The 24820-nt window shown below is 31.2% G+C and carries 17 protein-coding genes; 3 read left to right on the plus strand and 14 right to left on the minus strand.

The window, feature by feature from the left end:
• Positions 1-160: 160 nt before the first annotated feature.
• From BXY80_RS07890 to BXY80_RS07915, 6 genes are all read right to left on the minus strand, one after another.
• On the minus strand, positions 161-1318 hold the full coding sequence (locus BXY80_RS07890) for a flavohemoglobin expression-modulating QEGLA motif protein (protein WP_120200719.1): 1158 nt from the start codon (positions 1316-1318) through the stop codon (positions 161-163).
• Between the two features lie 9 nt (positions 1319-1327).
• Positions 1328-2155 carry an N-formylglutamate amidohydrolase gene (locus tag BXY80_RS07895; RefSeq protein ID WP_120200720.1) on the minus strand — a complete coding sequence of 276 codons (828 nt, stop codon included), beginning with the start codon at positions 2153-2155 and terminating at the stop codon, positions 1328-1330.
• A 4-nt stretch (positions 2156-2159) separates the two neighbouring features.
• Positions 2160-2990 (minus strand): sulfurtransferase, encoded by an 831-nt coding sequence (locus tag BXY80_RS07900; protein WP_120200721.1) that lies wholly within the window; start codon positions 2988-2990, stop codon positions 2160-2162.
• Positions 2990-4027 (minus strand): glutathione synthase, encoded by a 1038-nt coding sequence (gene gshB, locus BXY80_RS07905; RefSeq protein WP_120200722.1) that lies wholly within the window; start codon positions 4025-4027, stop codon positions 2990-2992. The genes BXY80_RS07900 and gshB overlap by 1 nt, the downstream gene beginning before the upstream one ends.
• A gap of 90 nt (positions 4028-4117) precedes the next feature.
• A complete protein-coding gene (aroC, locus tag BXY80_RS07910; RefSeq protein WP_120200723.1) occupies positions 4118-5182 on the minus strand; it encodes a chorismate synthase in 1065 nt (354 codons plus the stop codon).
• A 304-nt stretch (positions 5183-5486) separates the two neighbouring features.
• A complete protein-coding gene (locus BXY80_RS07915) occupies positions 5487-8432 on the minus strand; it encodes an FAD-binding and (Fe-S)-binding domain-containing protein (protein WP_120200724.1) in 2946 nt (981 codons plus the stop codon).
• Positions 8433-8579: 147 nt separating this feature from the next.
• On the opposite strand from BXY80_RS07915, the gene BXY80_RS07920 reads away from it, so the two are divergent.
• The 3 genes from BXY80_RS07920 (at position 8580) to BXY80_RS07930 (ending at position 13383) form a co-directional block, all read left to right on the plus strand.
• Positions 8580-9065 carry a hypothetical protein gene (locus BXY80_RS07920; RefSeq protein ID WP_120200726.1) on the plus strand — a complete coding sequence of 162 codons (486 nt, stop codon included), beginning with the start codon at positions 8580-8582 and terminating at the stop codon, positions 9063-9065.
• 290 nt (positions 9066-9355) lie between these two features.
• A complete protein-coding gene (locus tag BXY80_RS07925) occupies positions 9356-13003 on the plus strand; it encodes a DUF7149 domain-containing protein (protein WP_120200728.1) in 3648 nt (1215 codons plus the stop codon).
• Positions 13004-13059: 56 nt separating this feature from the next.
• Entirely contained in the window at positions 13060-13383 is a 324-nt protein-coding gene (locus tag BXY80_RS07930) for a hypothetical protein (RefSeq protein WP_120200730.1), read from the plus strand.
• Between the two features lie 5 nt (positions 13384-13388).
• Here BXY80_RS07930 and bshA read toward each other — a convergent pair whose 3' ends face one another.
• The 8 genes from bshA to BXY80_RS07970 all read right to left on the minus strand — a co-directional run bounded on the left by bshA (position 13389) and on the right by BXY80_RS07970 (position 24815).
• The gene (gene bshA / locus BXY80_RS07935) at positions 13389-14525 is read right to left on the minus strand and encodes an N-acetyl-alpha-D-glucosaminyl L-malate synthase BshA (protein WP_120200732.1); all 1137 of its coding nucleotides are present in this window, start codon (positions 14523-14525) and stop codon (positions 13389-13391) included.
• Positions 14526-14638: 113 nt separating this feature from the next.
• Complete coding sequence (locus tag BXY80_RS07940; protein ID WP_120200734.1) at positions 14639-17557, minus strand: glycoside hydrolase family 3 N-terminal domain-containing protein; 2919 nt, start codon at positions 17555-17557, stop codon at positions 14639-14641.
• A 121-nt stretch (positions 17558-17678) separates the two neighbouring features.
• Complete coding sequence (locus tag BXY80_RS07945; RefSeq protein ID WP_120200736.1) at positions 17679-19013, minus strand: HTTM domain-containing protein; 1335 nt, start codon at positions 19011-19013, stop codon at positions 17679-17681.
• Positions 19000-20121, minus strand: a complete 1122-nt coding sequence (locus BXY80_RS07950) for an imelysin family protein (protein WP_120200737.1) — start codon at positions 20119-20121, stop codon at positions 19000-19002. Before BXY80_RS07950 ends, BXY80_RS07945 begins: the two co-directional genes overlap by 14 nt.
• On the minus strand, positions 20121-21530 hold the full coding sequence (locus BXY80_RS07955; protein ID WP_120200739.1) for a di-heme oxidoreductase family protein: 1410 nt from the start codon (positions 21528-21530) through the stop codon (positions 20121-20123). The genes BXY80_RS07950 and BXY80_RS07955 overlap by 1 nt, the downstream gene beginning before the upstream one ends.
• Before the next feature lie 89 nt (positions 21531-21619).
• Complete coding sequence (locus BXY80_RS07960; RefSeq protein WP_120200741.1) at positions 21620-22786, minus strand: imelysin family protein; 1167 nt, start codon at positions 22784-22786, stop codon at positions 21620-21622.
• Positions 22787-23019: 233 nt separating this feature from the next.
• Complete coding sequence (gene serB / locus BXY80_RS07965; RefSeq protein WP_120200743.1) at positions 23020-24243, minus strand: phosphoserine phosphatase SerB; 1224 nt, start codon at positions 24241-24243, stop codon at positions 23020-23022.
• Between the two features lie 86 nt (positions 24244-24329).
• Positions 24330-24815: an ABC transporter ATPase gene (locus BXY80_RS07970; RefSeq protein ID WP_120200745.1), complete on the minus strand. Its 486-nt coding sequence runs from the start codon at positions 24813-24815 to the stop codon at positions 24330-24332.
• Positions 24816-24820 lie beyond the last annotated feature (5 nt).

The raw sequence follows: 24820 nt of genomic DNA on the forward strand, positions 1-24820 counted from the left end.
ACTTCTGTTAGTTAGGAATTAATCAAGCTCTTTTCATGTGGCATAGTCAAACACAAGATAAGTTTTCAATAAAAACAATTGATTAGGTAATATTAGCTTTGAGGCTTTTACTCGATAATCGAAATTTAAATCCTCCAAAGTTAGCTTACTCTAAAGCAGTTTACTTTAAACTCTTTAAAATAAAGTCTACAGTTTTGTTTGTGTTATTGTTTTTAAAATAAGAATCAGTAATATGCTTTGACGCAACTGCCAACCCCTTTTTATTTAAAAACTCAATCTCGTTACAATATTCTAATGCAATTTTTCCTGTAAGTAGGAGTTTTAAATCTTTACCAGATTGGTAATAATCGTACACTTTTTTGAGTCCAGTTAAGTACAAATAGTCTTTAGTAAAACCGCCACCTCTATGCGCTCTAACTGTAATATAGAAAGCTTTATCTCTATTTAAATCATATTGATTATGCAATAACCTAAAAGTTTTAGAGAATGAATAGCCCTTAGCTAAACTATCTACTGCAATTACACGATAAGCAAGCTCTTTTAAACGCTTTACCGTAAGATTATCACTCATATACTCAGAGAAAACAGCTAAGCCTTCTTGAGTTTCTTCGTAGTTAGGAAAGCCATGAGAAAATATTTTTAAGGGATGCAATTGTCCGTTCATGGTTGTAACCATATGTACACCAATTTCATGATTGGTAAGCACTGCAATTTCATTGTCAGAAAATGTATGGTTACTGTTTATCACTAATGTTTTAATATTATTTAAAACCATAGCAATTGCAGACATTTTATCTGAATGCTTTATTGTATAACTAAAATCGTATTGCTTAGAATAGTCTCTAAATAGTTGTTCTGTTTCTTGGGCATTATATTTAGGCTGAAACTGCTCATCGTTGTCACTCTCATCATCAAAATGAAGAATAAACTTAGCGTTTTCTACATCTTGTTCTGTTGGTGTACCAAAAGCATGTAAGCTGTTATAATAAAACTTTTTTCCTTCGCCTATATTTTCAATACACTGTATTAATCCTGAGTAAGCATAAATAATATCTTCATATAACTGTCTTACTTTATCATCTTCAATAGATTCAAGAGGTTGAGAAAACAATTCTCTATGTAATTTAAAGCGGTCAAAGTTTATCTCTGGATACTTAAAAATAGGATCTGTTAAATATTTAGTAGCAAAAAAACGTTCTTTTTCCTCTTCAATATTTGTAGGATTAACATAACTCAATAGCTCAATTTGTTTGACTAATTCGTCAATACGATTGTCAATTTTTAAAAGTGCTTTTGTGTCAGATTCAGTAGGATTCATATAAGAATTCTATTTATAAGTATTGTAAAATTCTAAAGCATGTTTGGGTAATCTAACCCTTAACTCTTGCTCTACAGCAGTTACAACTTCAGGATAATTTATTTGGTTATATTCATCACAATATACTTTTGCGATTTCTGTAGCCAAAACTAAGGTATTTTTAAAGTTTTGAGTAATATATTTTAAGAAATATCCGTTGCCTTGAAATGTGTCGTTAATTTTTGAAGTCGATTTAATATTGTTTGGCAATTGCATATCTCCTAAACTTTGTCGCCAAGACTCTACAGCATCTCCAAAACGCTTGTTATCAATATTTGATGTTCCTAAATTCCAGGTTGGCACTTCCCTATCCCAACGCTTCCAATTATAACTATGCATATCGTAGACTACACAAACACCAAACTTGCTTTCTAGCTTATTGATTAATGCATGTACTACTTTATAAAAATTCTCATGCTTTTGCAGGCTTTTAGTTTTCATTTCATTAGATAGTGGTTTGTGCCATAATTGTTTTCCCCAAGCAGTTTCAAATACTGCATGCTCTGGATCACGATTTAAATCGTACTCAAACCTAGAATCCATACTAGCTAAAACTATAGGATGTGAAATGACCATGCTTTTGGTTTCTGGGTCTTCTTCATACCAGCGTTCATATTCTGTATGTATACAGTTATCCCAAAGCTCTTTTCTAAACTGATGCCCATCATGTACTGCTGCACAAGTATAGTGCACATATTTGTCAATTTTAAGCGTTAATGAATAATCGTTAGAAACTGCATGAAATGTTTCTTCTGCTTCTATTTTTTTAATTATAGTTTCTATAGATAGTTTTTCCATATCTCTATGCTTTTATTAAACTTCCGTATTCTGTCCAAGAACCATCATAGACAGCTATATTTTTGTGTCCTGCAATTTCTGCTCCTAAAGCTAAAATGCAAGCTGTAATACCAGAGCCACAAGAAAACACGAGTTTTTTATCATTAATATTTAAGTCGTTAAAAATTAAATTTAATTCTGATTTAGATTTCATTTTACCATTATTAATAAGGTTTTGATAAGGTAAATTTATTGAATTTGGAATATTTCCGCTTCGCAAGCCTTTTCTAGGTTCTGCAACTATAGCATTAAATCTATCATTAGAACGCGCATCTAGTATTTGATACTCTAAATCTTTAGTTATTGATTTAATATCTTCAAAAAAACACATTAAACCTTGAGTATTTTTAGCAACAAAGTTTCCAATTCTTCTTAAGTGAACTTGTTTAGGTTCTATTTTAAAATTTTGCTGTTTCCATTCGGGAAATCCACCATCTAAAACAGCCACGTTATCATATCCAAATGCTTTAAACAACCACCAAGCTCGTGCGCTAGAATAAATACCTTCATCATCATAAATAACAATTGCAGCATCTTTATTTATACCTAAAACTCTTGCTTCTTCTTGAAATTGTTCTGTTGAAGGAAATGTTGTTGGGAAAACTGCAGATGTATCACTAAACTTATTTTTTAAATCAAAAAACCTTGCATTTGGGATTTGGTTTTCATTTTTTAATAAATTACTAGCTGTAATTTTTGTTATGGTCGCATCTAAAACAACAATAGTATCTGCTAAAAGATTAGTGTTTAACCAATCTACAGATACTATGGGTTTTTCTAATTTAATATAAGACATTAAGCGTCTTCTACAGTTTTTCTTAATCTTGAGCGTCTATCAAAAGCTTGTAAGTTATCGACCACTTTACTTTCTAGAAAATCAATAACACGCTCTTCTACTTTTATTTTCGCTTTATATACTTTATTAATATATGTAATTCCTCCAGGAGACATTACATTGACTTCTACAAGTTTGCCACCAATAACATCAATACCAACAAAGTATAAACCGTCTTTTACAAGCTTAGGCCCAATTTGTTTGCAAAGCGCTTTTTCTGCTTTAGTAAGTGTGTGTTTGGCTATACTTCCGCCTGCTGAAACGTTGGACCTATGATCATCACTACCAGGAATACGTTTCATTGCTCCTACAGGTTCTCCATTAAGTAACAAAATGCGAACATCACCTTGATCTGCACCTTCAATATAATCTTGTAAAATGACATAATTTGAACTTCCGTCAGAACTATTAATATAAAAATCTAATAATGAATTGATATTATTCATCGCAGATTTCTCTATTAATATCACACCAGAACCACCAAACCCATTTAGAGGTTTAATAATCATTTTATCTGCCTTAGATTCTTTAATCTGTTGTACTAAGTAGTTTTTGTTTTTAGATACGTGTGTATTTGGTATAATATTACTATGCGCATCACCAAAAGCTGCTGTATATAATTTGTTATTTGCTTCTCGCATACCTTGTAGCGAGTTTACAATAAACACATCGTCTTTTACCGAATCTAAAAAGTTTAGCATGATTGGGTCAAGCGGTGGATTTGCTCTAAAAAATATAGCATCAAAACCAGCAAGAGGTAACATTTCTTCACGTAACTTTGCTTTATTGTAAAATGCTTTTAAGGTTGTTGGAGTTTTCTCCATTCTGCCAATAACAGTACAAAATGCATTAGTTACACTGTCTCTAATGGTTAAATTTGCTGGTGTACACATTGCTACACCATGACCTCGTTTTACACATTCTCTAATTAGTGCTAAGCTTGTATCGTTTTCTGCATCAATGTCTTCCCATGGATACATTATAAAGCAAACATTCATATGTGATATATATTTTGGTTGGTTAGTGATTTAAAATTAAAGATTTTATTTTATTTACTTATACTATTTACTTCAATTTATTTACTAAGATTATAACTTACTCATTCTATCAAGCAATTGATAATCGGCTAATACTAAAGCAGCCATGGCTTCTACTATAGGAATTGCCCTAGGCACAACACATGGATCATGACGACCTTTGCCTTGCATTTCAACAATATTACCCGAACTATCTAATGCATCTTGTTTTTGAATAAGTGTTGCTACAGGTTTAAAGGCAACTCTAAAATAGATATCCATGCCATTGCTAATTCCGCCTTGAATACCACCAGAAAGGTTCGTTTTTGTACTGCCATCTTCATTAAACAAATCGTTATGCTCGCTACCTTTCATTTTTGCACCACAAAATCCGCTACCAAACTCAAAACCTTTTACTGCATTTATAGATAGCATTGCTTTACCAAGTTCTGCATGCAATTTATCAAAAACAGGTTCACCTAAACCAATAGGTACATTTTGCAATACACAGGTTACAGTACCACCAATGGTATCGCCTTGCTTTTTAATTGCTTTAATTTTCGCTATCATTTGCTCAGCTACAACATCATCTGGACATCTAACCGAATTAGTTTCTGTTTTACTGAAATCTAAATCTTGATATGGTTTTTCTAAAAACAAGTCTCCTACAGAAGATGTATAAGCATTAATTTTAACATCTTTTAAAAGTTGTTTTGCTATTGCACCAGCAACTACACGGCACGCGGTTTCTCGTGCAGAACTTCTTCCGCCACCTCTATAATCTCTTACGCCATATTTTTTATCATAAGTATAATCTGCATGACTTGGTCGATACACTTCTTTTATATGCGAATAGTCTTTAGATTTTTGATTTGCGTTTTTTATAACAAATCCCATTGGAGTACCTGTGGTTTTATTTTCAAAAATTCCTGATAAAAACTCTACAGTATCTGGCTCCTTTCGTTGTGTAACAATATTTGATTGCCCTGGTTTTCTTCTATTCAATTCATTTTGAATAGCGTCAAAATCTAAGATTAATCCTGCTGGACAACCATCAATTATACCACCAATAGCAATACCGTGTGACTCACCAAATGTGGTAAGCTTAAATAGTTTTCCGAAGGAATTTCCTGCCATAAATTCTTATTTTATGCTAATGTAAATTTATTATTAGAGAAACAAAAATTATAAACCTGACTTCGATTAATATTGTAAACACAGCTTTCCTTATTTTTAATTAGAAATTTTCTAAAATTTTTGAGAAATATCAAGATATTTTGAAGGGATTTTAGGAGGTTTATAGCAAAAAGAAGAAAGTCTTTTGTAAAAAAAGTTAGTATCACCTCATATTTACACCAAAAACCCTTTGCAATATCTCGATATTGCTTCAGGATTTTCAGTACAAATCTAAATCAATCCTAAACTTTCTGTGAAAACAATATTAATCGAACTCAGGTTTTAAGAGTGCATCTTTAAGTATCGTAATTGGATGCAGAGCTTCTCGCTGTGTACCATCTTTTATTTGATGCCTACAACTTGTTCCGTTTGCAGAAATCACACATTCTTTTGAAGCATTTCTAACCGCAGGAAAAAGTGTCTGTTCTCCAATTTTCATGCTTACATCATAATGGTCCTTTTCATAACCAAAACTTCCAGCCATACCACAACAACCACTTGGTATAATTGTAACTTTATAATTTACGGGTAGATTTAATACCTTAAAACTTGATAGTTGATTAGTAAGTGCTTTTTGATGGCAATGCCCATGAAACTTAATTGTTTTAGATTCTGATGTGAATTGAGACGACTTTATATAACCAGATTCTATTTCCTTTTGAATAAACTCTTCAATCAAATACGTGTGTTTGGCAATATGCCTTGCAGAAACTTTATCATCTGCCAATTTGAGGTATTCGTCTTTAAAAGTTAATATGGCTGAAGGCTCTATACCAATTAACGCAATGTCTTCAGAAATTAAATCTTTTAAGCTTGAAACATTAGTGTTAGTAATTTGCTTTGCTTCTTTTAAAAATCCTTTAGATAAATAACTTCTACCGCTTTCTAACTTTCTTAAAACAAACACATTATAACCCAATGCTTCGAGTAATACTTTACAGTCTAAAGCTAAATGAGATTCTAAATAATTGATAAACTCATCAACAAATAGAAATACTTTTTTAGCACTATTAATTGAAAAATTTGTTTTAGAATTTAGCCAATCTGAAGATGCATTTATTGTCGAAAAACTTTTAGAAATTTCAGGCAAACTTCTTTTAGGATGTATCCCTAAAATCTTTTTAATGATTGATGATGAAAACCTATTCTGAAACACAGCATTATAAAAGGATGGAAACCTTGATGCTATCTGGTTATACCTTGTTGAGTTAGCAAAAAATTTATCTTTAAACTTAAAACCATTGGCTTTCTGGTATTGGTACTGAAATTCTGCTTTTAAACTAGCAACATCAACACTACTTGGGCATTCACTTGAGCAAGCCTTACAGCTTAAACAAAGATCAAAAACAGTTTTTAATTCTTTGTGGTTAAACTTATTTGCTTTATCTGAGTTAGTTAAAAACTCACGTAAAGCATTAGCTCTAGCTCGTGTTGTATCTTTTTCGTTACGTGTTGCTCTATAACTTGGGCACATAGTACCACCAAATTCTGACAATTTTCTACAATCTCCAGAACCATTACATTTTTCTGCTTCACGCAATATACCTTGAGATGCAGAAAAATCTATAACCGTTTCTATTTCTGGTTCAACACGATTAGACTCATAACGCAAGGCTTCATCCATTGAAAACGCTTCAACTATTTTTCCTGGATTAAAAATATTTTCTGGATCAAAGGCAGATTTAATTTCCTTTAAAATAGTATAATTAGCATCGCCTATCATTAACGGAATAAATTCTGCTCGTACAATGCCATCACCATGTTCTCCACTAAAAGAACCTTTATATTTCTTAACTAAACGCGCAACATCTGTTGTTATTTTTCTGAATAAAACAAGGTCATCTTTTTGCTTTAAATCTAAAATTGGTCGTAAATGCAACTCTCCAGCTCCAGCATGCGCATAGTAAACCGCATTTTGATTATAGCTTTTCATTATTTTAGAAAACGCATTGATGTATTGTGCCAAATCTGGCAATGCAACTGCGGTGTCTTCTATACATGCCACAGCTTTTTTATCACCAACCATATTACCTAATAAACCTAAACCAGCTTTACGTAACTCATTAGCCTTGCTAATATCATCATTAATTAAAACTACGTTATCATAACTTAATTTAGTAAGCTCTAAAGCTTTAACCAAAGCTTTTATTTTAATGTTTGCATCATCTATAGTATCAGATTTTATTTCGCACATTAAAATTGCCTCTGGGTCTCCTTTTATAAATTGCCTATTTTTTTGCTGTGTTTTATTATGCTTGGTGAGGTCTAAAATAGTTTTATCTAGCATCTCACAAGAATGCAAATCATACTGCATTGCTGTGGAAACTGTATTTAAGCAATCATCAATAGAATTAAAATGAGCCACCAACATTACATTTTCTGAAGGTGGTAATAGATCAAGCTTTAGTGTAATTTGCGTTGTAAAGGCTAAAGTACCTTCACTTCCTGAAAGCAAATTACACATATTAAATGCTTCAGATGAACCTGAAAACGGTTCAGATTTAATAAGCTCATCTATTGCATAACCTGTATTTCGTCTATGGATTTCAGGCTTAGGAAATTCATCTCGTATTCTACGTTTAACTTTATCTAGATTTAATTCAGAATATATCGTTTTGTATATTTTTCCTTCTAAAGAATTTAATTCAGTTTTAGATTTAAATGCTTTTAAAGATAAATCAGAAAACAACACTTCACTTCCATCGCTTAAAATGGTCTGTAGTTCTAAAACCTTATCTCTTGTTACACCATATTTAATAGATGTTGTTCCTGAAGAGTTATTACCAACCATTCCGCCAATCATACAACGATTAGACGTAGATGTATTGGGCCCAAAAAACAAACCAAAAGGTTTTAAGTAATTATTTAACTCATCTCTAACAACGCCTGGCTGTACTGTAACTGTTTTTTCTTTTTTATTTACATCTAAAATTTTAGTAAAATACTTAGACACATCTACAACAATTCCTTTACCTACGCATTGTCCTGCTAAAGAAGTTCCTGCTGTTCTTGGTATTAATGAGGTGTTGTAATTTTTCGCAAAATGAATTAATTTTTTTATATCATTCTTGCTTTTTGGGTAAGCAACAGCAAGCGGTAACATTCTATACACAGAAGCATCGGTTGCATAAAGTGATTTCATTAAATCATCAAAATACAACTCACCATCAAGTTGAGAGTTTAATGCTAGCAAATGTGAATTTATATTCATTTATGAATAAGTATGTTTATAAAACTAAAAAGAAATCTAATATAAATTTAATTTTGGCGTTATTTTTGTAAATCCAAATAACTTATTAATACAAGTGACCTAAAAAAATGAAATGGGTCTTAATAAAAATGAACAAAATGTAATCTTATGAAAAAATTATTTTTAGTAGCAATTGCCTTTATTGGCTTTACAACATTAACTAATGCACAAGAAATTGCAGAAAACGCTATTGGTTTAAGACTTGGCGATAGTGATGGTTTTGGTGCAGAAATCTCTTACCAAAGAGGTTTAAGTGACAACAACAGGCTTGAGTTTGATTTAGGTTGGAGAAGCGGAACTAATTATGACGGATTTAAATTAGCTGGATTATACCAATGGGTTTGGCAGTTAGATGGTAATTTTAACTGGTATGCTGGTGCTGGTGGCGGAATAGGCTCGTATAGTTTTGATAATGTGCCTGCAGGTGTTGATGATAGTGATACATTTGTTTTTGCTGCTGGTGATATTGGTATAGAGTACAATTTTGATATCCCATTACTTATATCTTTAGATTTTAGACCTGAATTAGGTTTTGGTGATTTTAGAGACGATGTAGATTTTGATATTGCTTTAGGAATTAGATACCAATTCTAAGAACCAAATCACACATAAATTAACTAAGCCATTTTGTTTGAAATGGCTTTTGTTTTTTAAGTTTATTTCTAGTCTATGGTTGCGTTTTAAATACTATAAAAATTTATATCAATTTTTATATGCTTCACTTTATTTTTGTTAATTTAGTTCTAGTCAACAAAACACAACATATTATACTAAAAACCTGTTGCAAGCTATACTTAAAAGTAAAAGTGTCACTTTTTTTTACCAACGCTCGAATGGTTTGAAAAGAAAAAATTAAATAAAAACCGATAGAGAAAACACATTATATGGAATTAAAAATCTTGAAACCTCGAAAGGCAATCAATAAAGCTTTTTTAAAAATAAAACCTAATAGAACAAAAATTGAAAGTTTCAAGACGAATTTAATTCAATTACTTGACAGAACAAATGATAGAGAATCTGAAGAATTTCATAAAAATCTAGTATCAGACTTTTTAAAAAAAACCTACTACGAGCCAAATCATTTTATAAATACAAAAGGCAGAAACGACCTTGTAATACATAACGGAAATAAAGCAAAAAGCACTGTTGGAGTAATCATTGAAGCAAAAAAACCAACCAACAAAGCAGAAATGCTGACAAAAGAAAAAATTAATGTCAAAGCATTTCAAGAATTAGTACTTTACTATTTAAGAGAACGAATTACTCACAAAAACCTCGAAATAAAATATTTAGTCGCTACAAACATAAACGAGTGGTTTATTTTTGATTCTAACGTATTTGAAAAACAGTTTGCCCAAAACAAAATATTGGTTAAACAATTTAACGATTTTGAAAATGGACGATTAGCAGGAAAAACAACCGATTTTTTCTACAAAGAAATTGCAGAACCTTTTATTAACGATTTAAAACAAGATATTGAATTTACGTTTTTCGATATACGAGAATACGAAAAACCACTGCGTAACAACAACCCAAAAGACGACAACAAACTTATTTCCCTCTTTAAATTGCTCTCGCCAGAACATTTATTAAAACTACCTTTTGCCAATGATAGTAATAGTCTTGACAAAAAATTTTATGGAGAATTACTGCACATTATCGGACTTGTAGAAACCAAAGACGGAAGCAAAAAACTAATAGAACGACACAAAAAAGGCGAAAGAAACACAGGTTCGTTTCTAGAAAACGCTATAATACAACTTGACAGTTTAGATAAAATAAATAGACTAGACAACCCAAGCCATTTTGGAACAACTCAAGAAGAACGTTTATTTAATGTTGGTCTTGAATTAAGCATCACTTGGATTAACAGAATCCTGTTTCTTAAACTTTTAGAAGCGCAACTAAAAACCTATCATAAAGGAGACAAATCTTATGAATTTTTGAGTATTGATAAAATTCAAAACTATGATGATTTAAACAGTCTTTTCTTTCAAGTTTTAGCTAAACAACAATCAGAAAGAAATGAAGATGTAACCGAACTTTTTGCAAAAGTCCCTTACTTAAACAGTTCGCTTTTTGAGCCAACAGGCATTGAGCACGGCACGTTATTTATTAGCAATTTGCAAGATGATAAAACAATTCCTATTTATTCATCAACCGTATTAAAAAGTGAAAGCGGAAAAAAACAAACAGAAAATTTAAATGCTCTAGAATATCTGTTTGCATTTTTAAATGCTTACGACTTTAGTAGTGAAGGCAAAGAAGCCATTCAAGAAGACAATAAAACCTTAATTAACGCTTCTGTTCTCGGTTTAATTTTCGAGAAAATTAATGGTTATAAAGATGGCTCGTTTTTTACACCAGGTTTTATCACTATGTACATGTGCCGTGAAACTATTAGAAAAGCTGTAGTTCAAAAATTTAACGAAACAAAAGATTGGAACTGTAAAGACATCAACTCGCTTTACAATAAAATTGAAGACCGGCAAGAAGCAAATACTATTATAAACCGTTTAAAAATTTGCGATCCAGCTGTTGGTTCTGGTCATTTTTTAGTTTCTGCGTTAAACGAAATGATAGCCATTAAAAACGACCTTAAAGTTTTGCAAGACAGAGATGGTAAACGGCTTAAAGAATACCAGTTTGAAGTTGTTAATGACGAATTAATTGTAACCGACGAAGATGGAGAATTGTTTGAGTACAACCCAACAACTAAAGAAAGTCAACGCATACAAGAAGCCCTTTTTCACGAAAAGCAAACCCTTATTGAAAACTGCTTGTTTGGCGTTGATATTAACCCAAACTCTGTAAAAATATGCAGATTACGCCTTTGGATTGAGTTACTAAAAAATGCCTATTACAAAAATGAAAACGAATTAGAAACACTGCCAAATATTGACATTAATATAAAATGTGGCAACTCACTTATTAGCCGCTTTGAGTTAGATGCAGACCTTAAAAAAGCTTTAAAAAGTAGTAAATGGACTATTGATAGTTATAAAATTGCTGTAGACACCTATAGAAATGCTCAAAACAAAGAGCAAAAGCGAGCTATGGAAAAACTAATCGATGATATAAAAAACGATTTTAGAAGTGAAATATCGCTTAACGACCCAAAAGTTAAAAAACTCCATAAACTAAAAGGTGAAATTTTTGGTATGACCAATCAAACACAAATGTTTGAGCTAACCAAAAGAGAAAAAACAGCTTGGAATAAAAAACTAAAAAAACTTACAGAAGATTCTAAAAAGTTAGAAATAATAATAGAAGCCATTAAAAACAACAAAATTTACGAAGAAGCTTTTGAGTGGCGCTTTGAGTTTCCAGAAGTTTTAGATGATAACGGCAATTTTGTTGGCTTTGATGCTATTATTGGAAATCCGCCGTATATTTTTTCTCGTGAATTAATTACGAAACAAGAAAAAAAATATTTTTATGATAATTATAAATTAACACAGTTTAAACTAAATACTTATATCTTATTTTCTGAATTAGCTAGTAAAATAGCAAATTTTAATGGCACAATTGCATATATAATCCCAAATAATTGGCTAACGCTTCAATATAATTCTCAATTCAGAGAGTTTATACTAAACGAGTTTTCAGATATTAAAATCGTTAATGATAAAAACAAAACGTTTGAAGATGCAAGTGTAGATGCTTCAATACTTTTATTATCAAAAATAGGTAAAGGAAAAACCAAATCTTATGAGTTAACAAATACCGATTTCGAATTCATTTCTGAAACAGAAAATATTAATTATCTGAACGATACTGGCTCAATAATAAATTATGGCTTATATAGAAACCCAGAATTAGCTTTAATTTTAAATAAAATAAATAAACATTCTAAATTATTGAATACCGAGTTTATTGTCAAAAATGGTGTTCAAGCTTATACTGTTGGAGAAGGTGTACCTACTCAAACAAAAGAAATGAAAGACAGTCGAGTGTATCATAGCTTAACAAAAATAGATGATGATTGGAAAAAATATATTGACGGCTCTGATGTCTCAAGATATAGTTTTGATTGGAGCGGATTATACATTAAATATGGTAAAAACCTATCAAGAAGACGAACGCCTAATCTTTTTATTGGTGAGCGTATTTATGTAAGGCAAATACCTTCCAAACCACCATATGCAATAGTTTCAACACTTATAAACATCGATGCTGTATGTGATAATAATCATATGATTATCAAACCTAAAGACGAACTTTCTATAGCATTAGAATCTTTAATTGGAATACTTAACTCAAAATTAATTACCTTTTGGTTTGCTTCAACTTTTGGAAAACATCAAAGAAAATTATTCCCACAGTTTAAAGTCAAAGAATTACAAATATTTCCAATTCCTAAAAATAAAAGTAACTTACTTCAAAAAATACAAGAATTAGTTAAAACATTATCTATGGTATACGAAACAGAGATTAATGACAAAATAGATAGTCTAGTCTATGAACTTTATGATTTGAATAAAGAAGAAATTAAAATTATAGAAGATCATCTAAAAATAGCCAACGCATAAAGCCACACATAAATAATACCTCTAAACAACATTAAATACTTTAAACTACAAACACAATGTGGGAAAAACAACTTAAATTTTACGATAGCTTAGTTGCACAATGTCCAGACTTTGAGCGTAAAGGCAAAAAGATGATTTACACATCGGCAAATGGTTATATGTTTTCGTTACTAAATAAGGCTGGTGAAATTGGCATACGCTTACCCAAAGAGGTTGGCAAACAATTTATGAAAGACCATAATACTGGCATTTATAAATCTCATGGAGCCGTAATGAAAGACTATGTATTAATTCCTGAGCATTTGTATTTTAATACAACATTATTAGTAGAACATTTTAATAAAGCGTATCAATACGTAATGTCTTTACCTACAAAGTAACACTTTTATAGCACCAAACACTTTTTTAAAGTATCTTCATAAATTTTCTCGTACTGAGGAACAATTTGATGAATATCAAATTTTTGAGATTCTAACCAAGCATTGTTTTTAAACTCTTCTAATTGGTTTTTATCACCTAGAATATAAATAGCATTTTTAGACATATCGTCTACATCATTTACTTCGCTCAAAAACCCAGAAACACCATGAATATTAACCTCTGGTATTCCTCCTGTATTACTTGATATTACTGGTACTCCAGACACCATGGCTTCTAAAGCTGCTAAACCAAAACTCTCGGTTACAGATGGTAATAAAAACAAATCACTAAAACATAAAATTTTATCAATCTCATTACTATTACCAAAAAACACAACCTTATCACTTATACCCAATTTTTCACACAAACGCTCTGCTGGTTCACGCTCTGGACCTTCGCCAACCATCATTAGTTTTGCTGGCATTTCTTTTTGAATGTTATAAAACACCTTAATAACATCTGGGATTTGTTTTACTTCTCTAAAATTACTTATATGTGTAATTATTTTTTCATTTTCATTTGCCATGATATCGCGCTGACAATCTGTAAAATCGTGCTTATACTTTTCTATATCGATAAAATTTGGCACAACTTCAATTTCATTTTTTATATCAAAGAGTCGTAATGTATCTTCTTTTAAACTTTGAGAAACCGAAGTAACGGCATCAGACTTGTTGATACTAAATGTTACTGCTGGTTTATAGAATGGATGACTACCAACTAAGGTTATATCGGTTCCGTGAAGTGTTGTAACTATTGGCACATAAACACCTTCTTCTTGTAACATTTTCTTTGCCATATAAGCTGCATATGCATGTGGTATTGCATAATGCACATGAAGTACTTCTATTTTATGAAGCTTAACCATATCTACTAATTTGCTTGATAATGCAAGCTCGTATGGTTGATATAAAAATAAAGGATATTCAGGAACATTAACCTCATGATAATGCACATTATTGCTTAGCAACTCAAGGCGCACGGGTTGGCTATAGGTTATAAAGTGTATTTCGTGTCCTCGTTTAGACAATTCTATTCCAAGTTCTGTAGCTACTACGCCACTACCACCAAATGTTGGATAACAAACAATTCCTATTCTCATTTAAAAAATCACTTTTCATTCCCATGAAAATGGGAATTTTTTACTTTATATATTTTTTAAAGGTCTTATAATTCTTTGAGGTAATACCTCCTTTTAACTTTTATTTAAACTATCTACTCTATAATAGCTTCGTAGATTAAGCGTTGTATTTCTGTTCTAATATTTTCTCTTAGTAGTAGATTTTTTCCTGCTTTAGGATAGGTTCTATTGGCTAAAAATATATATACTATTTCTTCTTCTGGATCTGCCCAAGCATAGGTTCCTGTAAAACCAGAATGCCCAAAACTTGTCATAGACAAACAACCGCATGTTGGTCCTTCATCTCCCAATTGTGGTTTATCAAACCCAATACCTCGCCTGTTATCTTTGTGGCAATAATAGCACTTGTTAAATTTGGCAATAGTCTCAGTTTTTAAATAACGTTTACCACCATAAAACCCTTTTTGTAGGTACATTTGCATAATTTTAGCGACATCGTTTGCGTTACTAAAAATACCCGCATGACCTCCTACTCCATTTTGCATTGCTGCTCCCATATCATGGACATACCCATGAACCTTTTGGTATCTATAATAATCATCTATTTCTGTGGGAACAATATTACTATCGCTAAATTTAGCAGACGGATTATACGTTGTATAATTAGCACCTAATGCTTGGTAAAAGTGTTCCTGAGTTAATTGATCTAAAGGTTTGTCGTAATAGTTTTCAATATATGTCTTTAAAATATAATATGGTAAATCACTATAGCGATAACGTAGTCTAGATAGTAGTTCAGACTCTACAATTATTTTTTGAATAGAATCTGGATAATCTTTTCTTAAGTACAAATCTTCGGCAACCTTAATATTATATTTTGGGCTAAACTTTTTGCGATAGTATTTTGGGTCTGGTTTTTTAGTTACAGAATCTAAAGTAGCAGCGTAAAAAGGCACCCAAGGCTTTAGTTGTGCATAATGCGATAACATTTTTTTTAAGGTTATATTTTCTTTATTTGAACCTTTATATTCTGGAAGAATAGCAGACAACTTTGTGTTTAAAGACACAGCCTTTTTCTCTTCAAGTTCCATTAACAATGGTAATGTTGCTAAAATTTTGGTTAATGACGCCACATCGTAAATATCATTAAACTTTACTTTTTCTTTCCCTTTATAAGTATGCTTACCAAAGTTTTTATTGTAAATCACTTTTCCTTTACGTGCTACCAATAACTGAATACCTGGCGTCATGTTATTATTTACGGCATAATTTGCAATAGAATCAAGACGCATTAATTTTGCTGAACTCATACCAACACGTTCTGGCAAACCATAACTTAATGATTGTATCGCATTATATTCTATTCCGTCATCTACATTAAAATACTCGCCAGCAGAAACTGGCAAATGCCCTTTAGCTGCTACAGCTCCAAAAATTATTTGTGCAGATTTTTGTTGAGAAATCTCGCTGTTTTGATAACTCACAACAATGCCTTCAATATTCTCAATAGATTTTAAATCTATAAGTGTATAAGGTCTAGCAAATATGTCTAAAATAACAGTGTTTGTTCTAGCAATCTCATAAAGCCAAACTAACTCTTTATCTGTAAACTTATAGCTTTGCCAAGGGTTTTCGTTTGGTTTATGTAAACCAACTACTACTGTATTATAGTTTTGAAGTTTGGTAATAAGCTCATCTAATTGCTCAGCTTTTACTTGGTGTACTTTTGTGTATTTTTTTAGTTCGTTATAAAATATAGAACCATCTCTGTTACCTAATTCTACGTAGGCAATTTTTTTAGTTTCTAGATGTCTTAATGGTAAAATTTCAGATTTATTTTTAACAACAGTAACAGCACCTTCAATAAGCTCTTCGTATAATGCATCATCTTTTATACGGTTTAAATCTTTAAATAAACTAGCCGTACCAATAGGTTCGTAATTATTTAAACCTACTTTGTATTTAGCCATTAAAATCTTTTTTACCGAATGTGCTAAGCGTTCTTCTGTAATTTCGTTTTTATTATAAGCTTCAATAATTTTTTGAATGGCTTTTGGAATGTCTTCAGAAATTAATAACACATCATTTCCTGCCTTAAAAGCTGCTAAATCAATATCTCCTGGCGAGCTAAAGTTTGAAACACCTTTCATTTCTAAAGCATCTGTAAATATTAATCCGTTAAACTGAAGTCTTTCCTTTAAAATATCTGTTACAATATGTTTTGATAATGACGAAGGGAAACCAGACCGAGATTCGAGACTTGGAACATTTAAATGTGCCACCATAACGCTAGATAAACCTTCTTTAATTAATTGCTTATATGGATACAACTCAATAGAATCTATTCGTTTTTCATTAAAGCTAATTGTTGGTAATGTTTTATGAGAATCTCGTTCTGTATCTCCATGCCCTGGAAAATGTTTTGCATTTGCTAAAGTACCAGCATCTTGCATGCCTTTCATAAACGCCAAAGATTTTAAAGTGACATTATCTCTATCTTCACCAAATGAACGGTTGCCAATAATTGGGTTTTTTGGGTTTGTATTTATATCTACAACAGGAGCAAAATTAAAGTGTACTCCAATACGCTTGCTATGCTCTCCAATGTGGTAGCCAGCTTTTTCAACTAATTTATTATCTCTTATTGCACCAAGAGTCATATTATATGGAAAAGCATAGGTAGAATCTAAGCGCATGCTTAAACCCCATTCTGCATCCATACCAATTAATAATGGTGTTTTAGAAATAGCTTGATATAAGTTATTAAGTTTGGCTTGACGAACTGGACCACCTGTAGAAAAGATTAAACCTCCAATATGATGATAATTTATAAGCTTTGCTATTTGAGTTTCATTGCTTTTATTATTGTTAGAAAATGCTCTAACCATAAACAATTGACCTACTTTTTCTTTTAAGGACATTGTGCTATAAATACTATCCACCCATTTTTGCTGAGCTAGAGCATCATGAGATTGTAAAGGGTTAGTTGCATTTTGAGAAAATACTATTGTAGAAAAACAAATAATAGATAGTAGGGCAAAAATATGTCGCATATAATGTCAAGTCTTATGTGTATGAATTACTTATAAGTAAAAACTATGCCAAAATAATGTTTTAAAGGTAAGAATAAAAGACTTTAAGATAGATTTATAACCAAGGTAATTAACAATTGTATTATTGAACTAGAGGCAAAATATGATTATAAATTTCATCGGCAGATTTCAATTGTAAAAGATTAGTTTCAGGATTAATAAAAGTTTGTGACATTCTTCCGTTTAAAGACACTTTAGAATTTACATATATTGCTATGTTTTTTAATCCTTTACCTTTATAGGCTTTTTCTAAAAACTGTGCATATTGCCAAATCATGTCTGGCTGAAAACTCATTTGTTTCTCTTGTATTGCTGTTAATCTTTTTTTTGGGTATTCTTTCCATTGTTTACCAGAACTAGTATCTACAATTGTAAACTCTGTAAAACCATTTTTTTCCATGACCATAACATGCCAAGCAAAACGAAACCCATTTTCTGTCCACAATACATTATCTGTTAGTATATAATGACGAAATGGCAATATTGTTTGAATAGAAAAGAAAATGAATATAAATGGAATTATTAATCTTTTTGTTTTATATGAGTATGTTTGTATAGCGTTTGATTGTTTTATGTTAAAAATCTTTAAAATTTTATTCCATTCTTGATGAGTTATAAAAATTAAGCTTCCAAAAATCATTAGCCAAGGAAACATTCCTATATTAAACAACACATAAGTAAGTACATGAAAAATAATTACTAAAACATAGGCCATTGGGCGGGTTTGTTTTGTCCATAATAAAAAAGGAATTATTAAATCGTAAAGCATACCACTCCAACTAAATATAAATGGCATAAAATCATACTCAAACAACCAACCAATAAGCGGAATATCTGTTCTTGCTTTTAGCCATATTTTTAGAGGCTGCGCATTTAGTAACCAATCTGCTTTTAACTTAGCTAGACCACCAAACACATAAACTGTACAAAGTTGAAGTTTAAAAATTACGGTTGTCCAGTTAGGAACTGTATTTAGTTTCAATCTTGGAAATAGTTTTGAATCTATTGCATAACGCCTATTTGCTGGAACTAAAATAAGTAAAAAGGCAACTAAAGACACAAAGTAGTAATGATTAAGATACCAAGACTTCTCAATAAGTTCTAAATAAGTAAATGTAAAAAAAAATACTATTGTAGAAGCTCTATATAAAACCCCTAAACCTATACTAAGTGCACTAATAGCACAAACACTTACAATACTATACATTGTTAATGTATCAAAAGGTGTAACCCAATCAAAATATTGATATGTAAAATGAAATTTTGGTTTTATGTAACAGTCTTCTATCCAGCCGTTATACATAAACCTAAACATTGAAAAACACATTAAAAAACCAAATGTTATTCTAAAAACAACAAGAGGTAATATTGAGGTTTCTTTGGTTAAATATGCTGTCCAATTTTTAATCACCATCATTATCGTTAAACGTAATTGTAGACCCTAAAACATTAGCCATGTCAACTTTTATAAATACCAGCAATTGTGTGACTTCATTATTTAACTCTGATACTACTTCTGGATTTTCATTTAGCTGATCAACTAAAGGATTAGAAATGGCATCTATTTTACTAAAACAAGCTTCAAAACGATTTAATATATTTTGATTTAGGTCTTCATATCCATATTGGATCATAAAAGTTTTAAATCCTACTCGAAAAGGTGTTTGAGCAAAATCTCCTGTGTAGCATCGTTTTAACGCTATTAAATTTTGTTTAATAATTTTTAAAGACGTTTTACTTCTATAGGCTTCAAGCTCATCAATATCAATTACGCCACCATTATCTTCACCCAATGGTTTGCCAAGCTTATAAATTTTAATTTCTTCAAGCAGAGCTACCATTTGATTAATTACCAAGTTTTGACTTCCATCTAAACCATTTTCAACAGCTGATGTAAATTCAGTTTGATAATCAATCCAGAGTGTTTCTAGATTTTGTGCTGTAAGTTTTAAATTTTGCGATAACGCAACAAGATATTCTAAGCGTCTTTGATGGTTGGCATCAATTGTAAAACTATTAAGCGTTTCTTCGTTATTAGGTTTAAACAATAAATACTCTATTGCAGAAAGTCCTTTAGAAGAACCTCCTCTAGATTCTATATATGCATTGTTTATTATATCTGTACCATTAATAAATGTATTTATAAAATTGGTGTTAGTAGGCCAGAAATTAATTTTATAATAGATAAAGCTTGTGTCTATTGGTCCAATATTATAAAGTTCAATTTGTTTCCAAACCAATAATGCATCTTCCCATTTTTGCTGAGCTACTAATAAATTGTCTAATGTAGTTTGTTGATTAAATTCTACTACTACTTCATTAAGTGTACTTGCAAATTCTATAAACTCTGAGACCAATTTAGAAACCTCATTATTGTATATATTTGTTAATTGGTTTTGCCTGTAGAATTCAATTTCATATTGACTTTCAGGAATACCATTTTTATCACAACTCATTAAAGTTGTTACTAGTAAAGTTAGGGTTATACTAATAATGGATAGTGTTTTTTTTGTAGAATAATTCATTATAAAGAATTTATAAAATCAATAATTTTTTCTCTTTCAGAAGCATTTAAATTCATAAAGGCTAGTTTACTATCTTCAGCTTCGCCAGCATGCCATAAAATGGCTTCTTCTATATTTCTTGCACGACCATCATGCAAAAGATTTGTGTGATTATTTACTGTTTCAATAAGACCAATTCCCCAAAGTGGTTGTGTTCGCCATTCATTACCATTTGCATTAAAGTCTGGTCTATTATCTGCTAAACCTTCTCCCATGTCATGTAATAGCAAGTCTGTATAGGGTCTAATCGTTTGGTTTTCTAAAGCGGCAATACTATGATTTCCTGTTACAATTTTTGGAATATGACATGCAATACAATTTATTGAATTAAATAATTGCTTTCCTTCAAGAACACGTTGATCATCATGATTACGGCGGCCAGGCACGTTTAATACGCTTGCATAAGTTGCTACCTTATTTAGGTTTATATCACTAATCTCTGGTGAACCTCCATTTATAAAATTGTCACAATTAACGCCAGTTGGACAATTCTCATCAGGAAAAAGAGATGATGTAATCCCTAAGTCTCCAGAAAAAGCACCAGCAACCTGTTGTTTAATTGTTGGTGTATTTGCCTTCCAACCAAATCGACCAATAGTAATACTTTGCGTTTGAACATTCCATGCATAATTTGGTTTTCCAGAAATACCATCATTATCAGTATCAAATTCATCAGCAAAACTTAATAGTGTAGCTTCTGGTATGGCTTCTAACAATCCCAGACCTATCATTTGGTTTCCTACACGTGGTGAAATTTCAACATTAGCAGCCATTTCACCATAAGCTAGATTTGTAAAACTATAACTTGGTTTACGTAATGTTGTTTGAGTTCCGTCAGGGTAATTCACAACTACGTCACTATATGTAATTATAAATCCAGCTTCAGTTGTTGCGCTTAATATTGAATCATCCTGTAGTTGGCCTCCATATATTGGCTCAGGTAAATTTGCTCCTGTTGATGTAGTTCCTGGAACACTTAATCTCAATAACATACCATGAGACAGTTCTCCATTAAACAAAGGCGCTCTACCTCTACCATCTTTAAAATGACAACCAGTACATGAACGTGCATTAAAAAAAGGGCCTAAACCATCTCTAGCTGTTGTTGAAGCTGGAGCTGTAACCCAATTTTGTCTAAATAACGAATTTCCAACACCAAAGTCTGCATCTAAACTGTGATCTAAATTTGCAGCACTAAAACCAAAAGCCTCTGGTGACTCATTAAAAACAGTAGTTTCACCTCCTGAAAACTCTTCACCAATGTCTGGGGTTAAAGGTACATATTCATCAATATCATCACTCTTACAGGAAGATATGACTGTAATAATTAAACCCAAAAAAATTAATTTATTTTTTTTTAAATGAAGCATATTTTATAACAGTTATATTAAAATCTAAAGTCAGAGTTCAAAAAAAATTGAACTCTGACTAAAAATATTTATTTAGATAATTGGTTTGATTAAAAATTAATTGTAATGCCTAAAGCAGCAGCAGCTAAAACCAACTCATCACTAAAATCTTTTAAAGCTTGAATAGCTGTAGCTATTTTTACACTTTCAGTTGCGTCAGAAATAGCAAAATCAAAAGGTGTTCCTGTTGCATTTACTGCAGCTTCTGCAGTAGCTAATAAAGTTGAAACACTAGCTCCTAATGTTGGGTTTGCTTCTGCTATGAGGTCTTCTAATGATGAACCATTAATACTACCATAACTTCCTCTATATACGTTAGCAACACCATCTAGGTTTAAACGAATGTCTCTATGTGTATTATCACTAAAACATGAATGCTCGTCTTCTTGATTTACATTATTTAAAGCAACTTCCATACGCTCAACCGCTAACTCAGAACCAGAAAGCTCAGCAATAGATTTAAGCATGTTTTTTAAGGCTACATCTTGATCTAATGCTAGAAACGTAGATCTATATGCTCCATTAGTATTCCATTGGTCAATCATTACTTGCAAATGATCTGTTAATAAATCTGCACATACTGCAAGGTAATCACGACGTCTATTTTGATTAGATGCTGTACCACCATCTACAAAATCTGTATAGGGTCTCTGACCAGGCTGAAGATTTGATGGGTCTGTAGCATCTTGTCCCCAAAGCAAAAACTCAATAGCATGATATCCTATAGACACATTTGCTTCAGAATTATTAAAGCCATTTAAACCTACTAATTCTTCTTTAGAGATTGTTTTTGTTAAATCATTTATGATTCCTGAATTAGCATCGCCGTTTACATAATCAATAAACACTTCGTCTAAAGGCCAAGAGTTTAGATAACCTTCAATATCTTCTGTTGCACCAGTATCAATTGGTCCATCTGCAAAACGATAAGCTTCAGTTGGTCCGTAACTTTCTCTAGCAGTTCTCCAAGCAGTTTTTGTTGCGGCAAAGTTAATATCAGTAGGATCTGCAACAAAGGTGTTTATTGCTGTTTCTAAAGCTTGAGCATCTGTTATTGCTTCTTGATAACTAGCTATAACAATGTTTGCATAATTTTCGATTACAGCTGATTTTTGTACTGTGTTTGTAGGAGTAGAAGAATCATCATCACTTGAGCAAGAAGCAATTAAAAGTGATAATATTAATACGTAAGTTAGGTTGATAAATTTAAAGTTCATATTTTTTCTTATTTTTATTTAGATTTATTATAAATAGATTGCAAATATATTCCTCTTTTATAAAAAAACAAATTATTTAGATTAATTCTTAATAAAAATAATAGGTAGCTTTTGAAATGAAAATGAAGTTTATTATAAGTGAATGTATATCACGATTTTAATGGTAATAGTATTGTGATTTTTATTGAAATAAGTACTAAATATCAAGAACAATTTAAAGCGCTTACTAAAAGCTATTCTATTAAATCTATATGCCTGTCATGATAACCTAATAAATACAAGATGCCATCTAAGCCTATACTTGATATAGAACTTTGTGCATTATCTTTTACAGTTGGTTTTGCATGAAAAGCAATTCCTAAACCAGCAAGATTAAGCATTTGAAGGTCATTTGCACCATCACCAACTGCAATTGTTTGACTAATATTTATGCCTTCTTTTTCTGCTATTTGCTTAAGATATTCAGCCTTTTTATCGCCATTTACAATATCGCCAAGATAGTTGCCCGTTAAAACACCATCTTTAATCTCTAATTGATTAGCATACACATAATCAATACCTAATTCTTTCTGTAAATAATGTCCAAAGTAAGTAAACCCACCAGATAAGATTGCTGTTTTAAATCCATAACTCTTTAAAGTATCTATTAGTCTTCTTGCGCCTTTAGTAATAGGCAAATTTACAGCAACATCATGCAAGACTTCTTCTTTTAAGCCTTTTAGTAGTTTCATGCGTCTAATAAAACTTTCATTAAAGTTTATTTCTCCTTGCATTGCAGATTCTGTGATTGTTTTTACTTCATTTCCAACACCAGCTAATTCTGCTAATTCATCAATAACTTCTGTTTGTATTAAAGTAGAATCCATATCAAAACAAACTAGACGTCTGTTTCGTCTGTAGATATTATCTTCTTGAAATGCAATATCAACATCTAAATCATGTGAAATTTGCATGAATTTCTCAGTAAAATCAGTTTTACAATCGATTTTTCCTCTAATGGACAATTGAACACAAGCTCTAGGATATTCGTCCTTTTTTTCAAGAGACAAACGTCCTGTTAGTCTTTTAATAGAATCTATATTCAACTTTTTTTCTGAAATAACTTTAGTTACTGCAGATATTTGTTGTGCAGCAAGTTTTTCTCCTAAAATTGTAATTATGTATCTGTCCTTACCTTGAAGACCAACCCAATGCTCGTAATCATCAAGTGTAATAGGCGTAAACTTTGCAGTAATACCTAGCTCATAAGCCTTAAAAAGTAAATCTTTTTGTACAGCTGATGATTTTTCTCCAGATTCAATTTCAAACATTATTCCTAAGGATAATGTATCATGTATATTTGCTTGACCTATATCTAATACTTTAGCGTCATATTGCGCTAAAACACTTGTTAAACCAGAAGTTAGTCCTGGTTTGTCTTGTCCAGAAATATTTAATAGGAAAATATCCTTAGCCATAATTTTGCAGTCACGTTTTTATTTTAAGGCGGTAAAAATCAATATTCTACTTAAAATATGAAAGGATTTTTTGATTTAATGCTTTATTATTTTAAAAAACGACTATGCCAGCTTTCACTTGCAGGCACTTCCCAGTTTTCTTTAAACTCAGCAATATTATTAACTAAATTATTAAAGACAATTGTGTTTTTAGAAACCGCTTTGTCTTTTGCCATTTTTTTGAAGTCTGATAATGTTTTATATGCGATGTATTCTCCTTGTTTGTAAGATACATTCATTTTGTCCATTAAATCAACGTTATAGTCTTTTTCTAATTGTTGAATAAAATGTACTGAAGCATCTATACTACAACCTGTAGCGTTATTCAAGTTTTGATTTAGTCCAATTACTATAAATCGCTTATATACAATATTATATCCAGATTGTAAATCGCTTCCGTGAGCTGTCCAGTTTTCTATAAAAATTTCAAGTTTAGACTTAAGTTCATCTAACTCAACATCAGAAAATGAACGATTAGCTTGGTATATCCAAACACGTGATTCTTCTGGTAATGTATTAAAATCTACTAGCATTATTC

It is taken from the genome of Ichthyenterobacterium magnum (assembly GCF_003610635.1).
Classification (GTDB): Bacteria; Bacteroidota; Bacteroidia; order Flavobacteriales; family Flavobacteriaceae; genus Ichthyenterobacterium; species Ichthyenterobacterium magnum.

Coding starts and splice junctions, on each gene's coding strand:
- BXY80_RS07890 (WP_120200719.1), bottom strand. CDS start 1,318: ATGAATCCTACTGAATCTGACACAAAAGCACTTTTAAAAATTGACAAT.
- BXY80_RS07895 (WP_120200720.1), bottom strand. CDS start 2,155: ATGGAAAAACTATCTATAGAAACTATAATTAAAAAAATAGAAGCAGAA.
- BXY80_RS07900 (WP_120200721.1), bottom strand. CDS start 2,990: ATGTCTTATATTAAATTAGAAAAACCCATAGTATCTGTAGATTGGTTA.
- gshB (WP_120200722.1), bottom strand. CDS start 4,027: ATGAATGTTTGCTTTATAATGTATCCATGGGAAGACATTGATGCAGAA.
- aroC (WP_120200723.1), bottom strand. CDS start 5,182: ATGGCAGGAAATTCCTTCGGAAAACTATTTAAGCTTACCACATTTGGT.
- BXY80_RS07915 (WP_120200724.1), bottom strand. CDS start 8,432: ATGAATATAAATTCACATTTGCTAGCATTAAACTCTCAACTTGATGGT.
- BXY80_RS07920 (WP_120200726.1), top strand. CDS start 8,580: ATGAAAAAATTATTTTTAGTAGCAATTGCCTTTATTGGCTTTACAACA.
- BXY80_RS07925 (WP_120200728.1), top strand. CDS start 9,356: ATGGAATTAAAAATCTTGAAACCTCGAAAGGCAATCAATAAAGCTTTT.
- BXY80_RS07930 (WP_120200730.1), top strand. CDS start 13,060: ATGTGGGAAAAACAACTTAAATTTTACGATAGCTTAGTTGCACAATGT.
- bshA (WP_120200732.1), bottom strand. CDS start 14,525: ATGAGAATAGGAATTGTTTGTTATCCAACATTTGGTGGTAGTGGCGTA.
- BXY80_RS07940 (WP_120200734.1), bottom strand. CDS start 17,557: ATGCGACATATTTTTGCCCTACTATCTATTATTTGTTTTTCTACAATA.
- BXY80_RS07945 (WP_120200736.1), bottom strand. CDS start 19,013: ATGATGGTGATTAAAAATTGGACAGCATATTTAACCAAAGAAACCTCA.
- BXY80_RS07950 (WP_120200737.1), bottom strand. CDS start 20,121: ATGAATTATTCTACAAAAAAAACACTATCCATTATTAGTATAACCCTA.
- BXY80_RS07955 (WP_120200739.1), bottom strand. CDS start 21,530: ATGCTTCATTTAAAAAAAAATAAATTAATTTTTTTGGGTTTAATTATT.
- BXY80_RS07960 (WP_120200741.1), bottom strand. CDS start 22,786: ATGAACTTTAAATTTATCAACCTAACTTACGTATTAATATTATCACTT.
- serB (WP_120200743.1), bottom strand. CDS start 24,243: ATGGCTAAGGATATTTTCCTATTAAATATTTCTGGACAAGACAAACCA.
- BXY80_RS07970 (WP_120200745.1), bottom strand. CDS start 24,815: ATGCTAGTAGATTTTAATACATTACCAGAAGAATCACGTGTTTGGATA.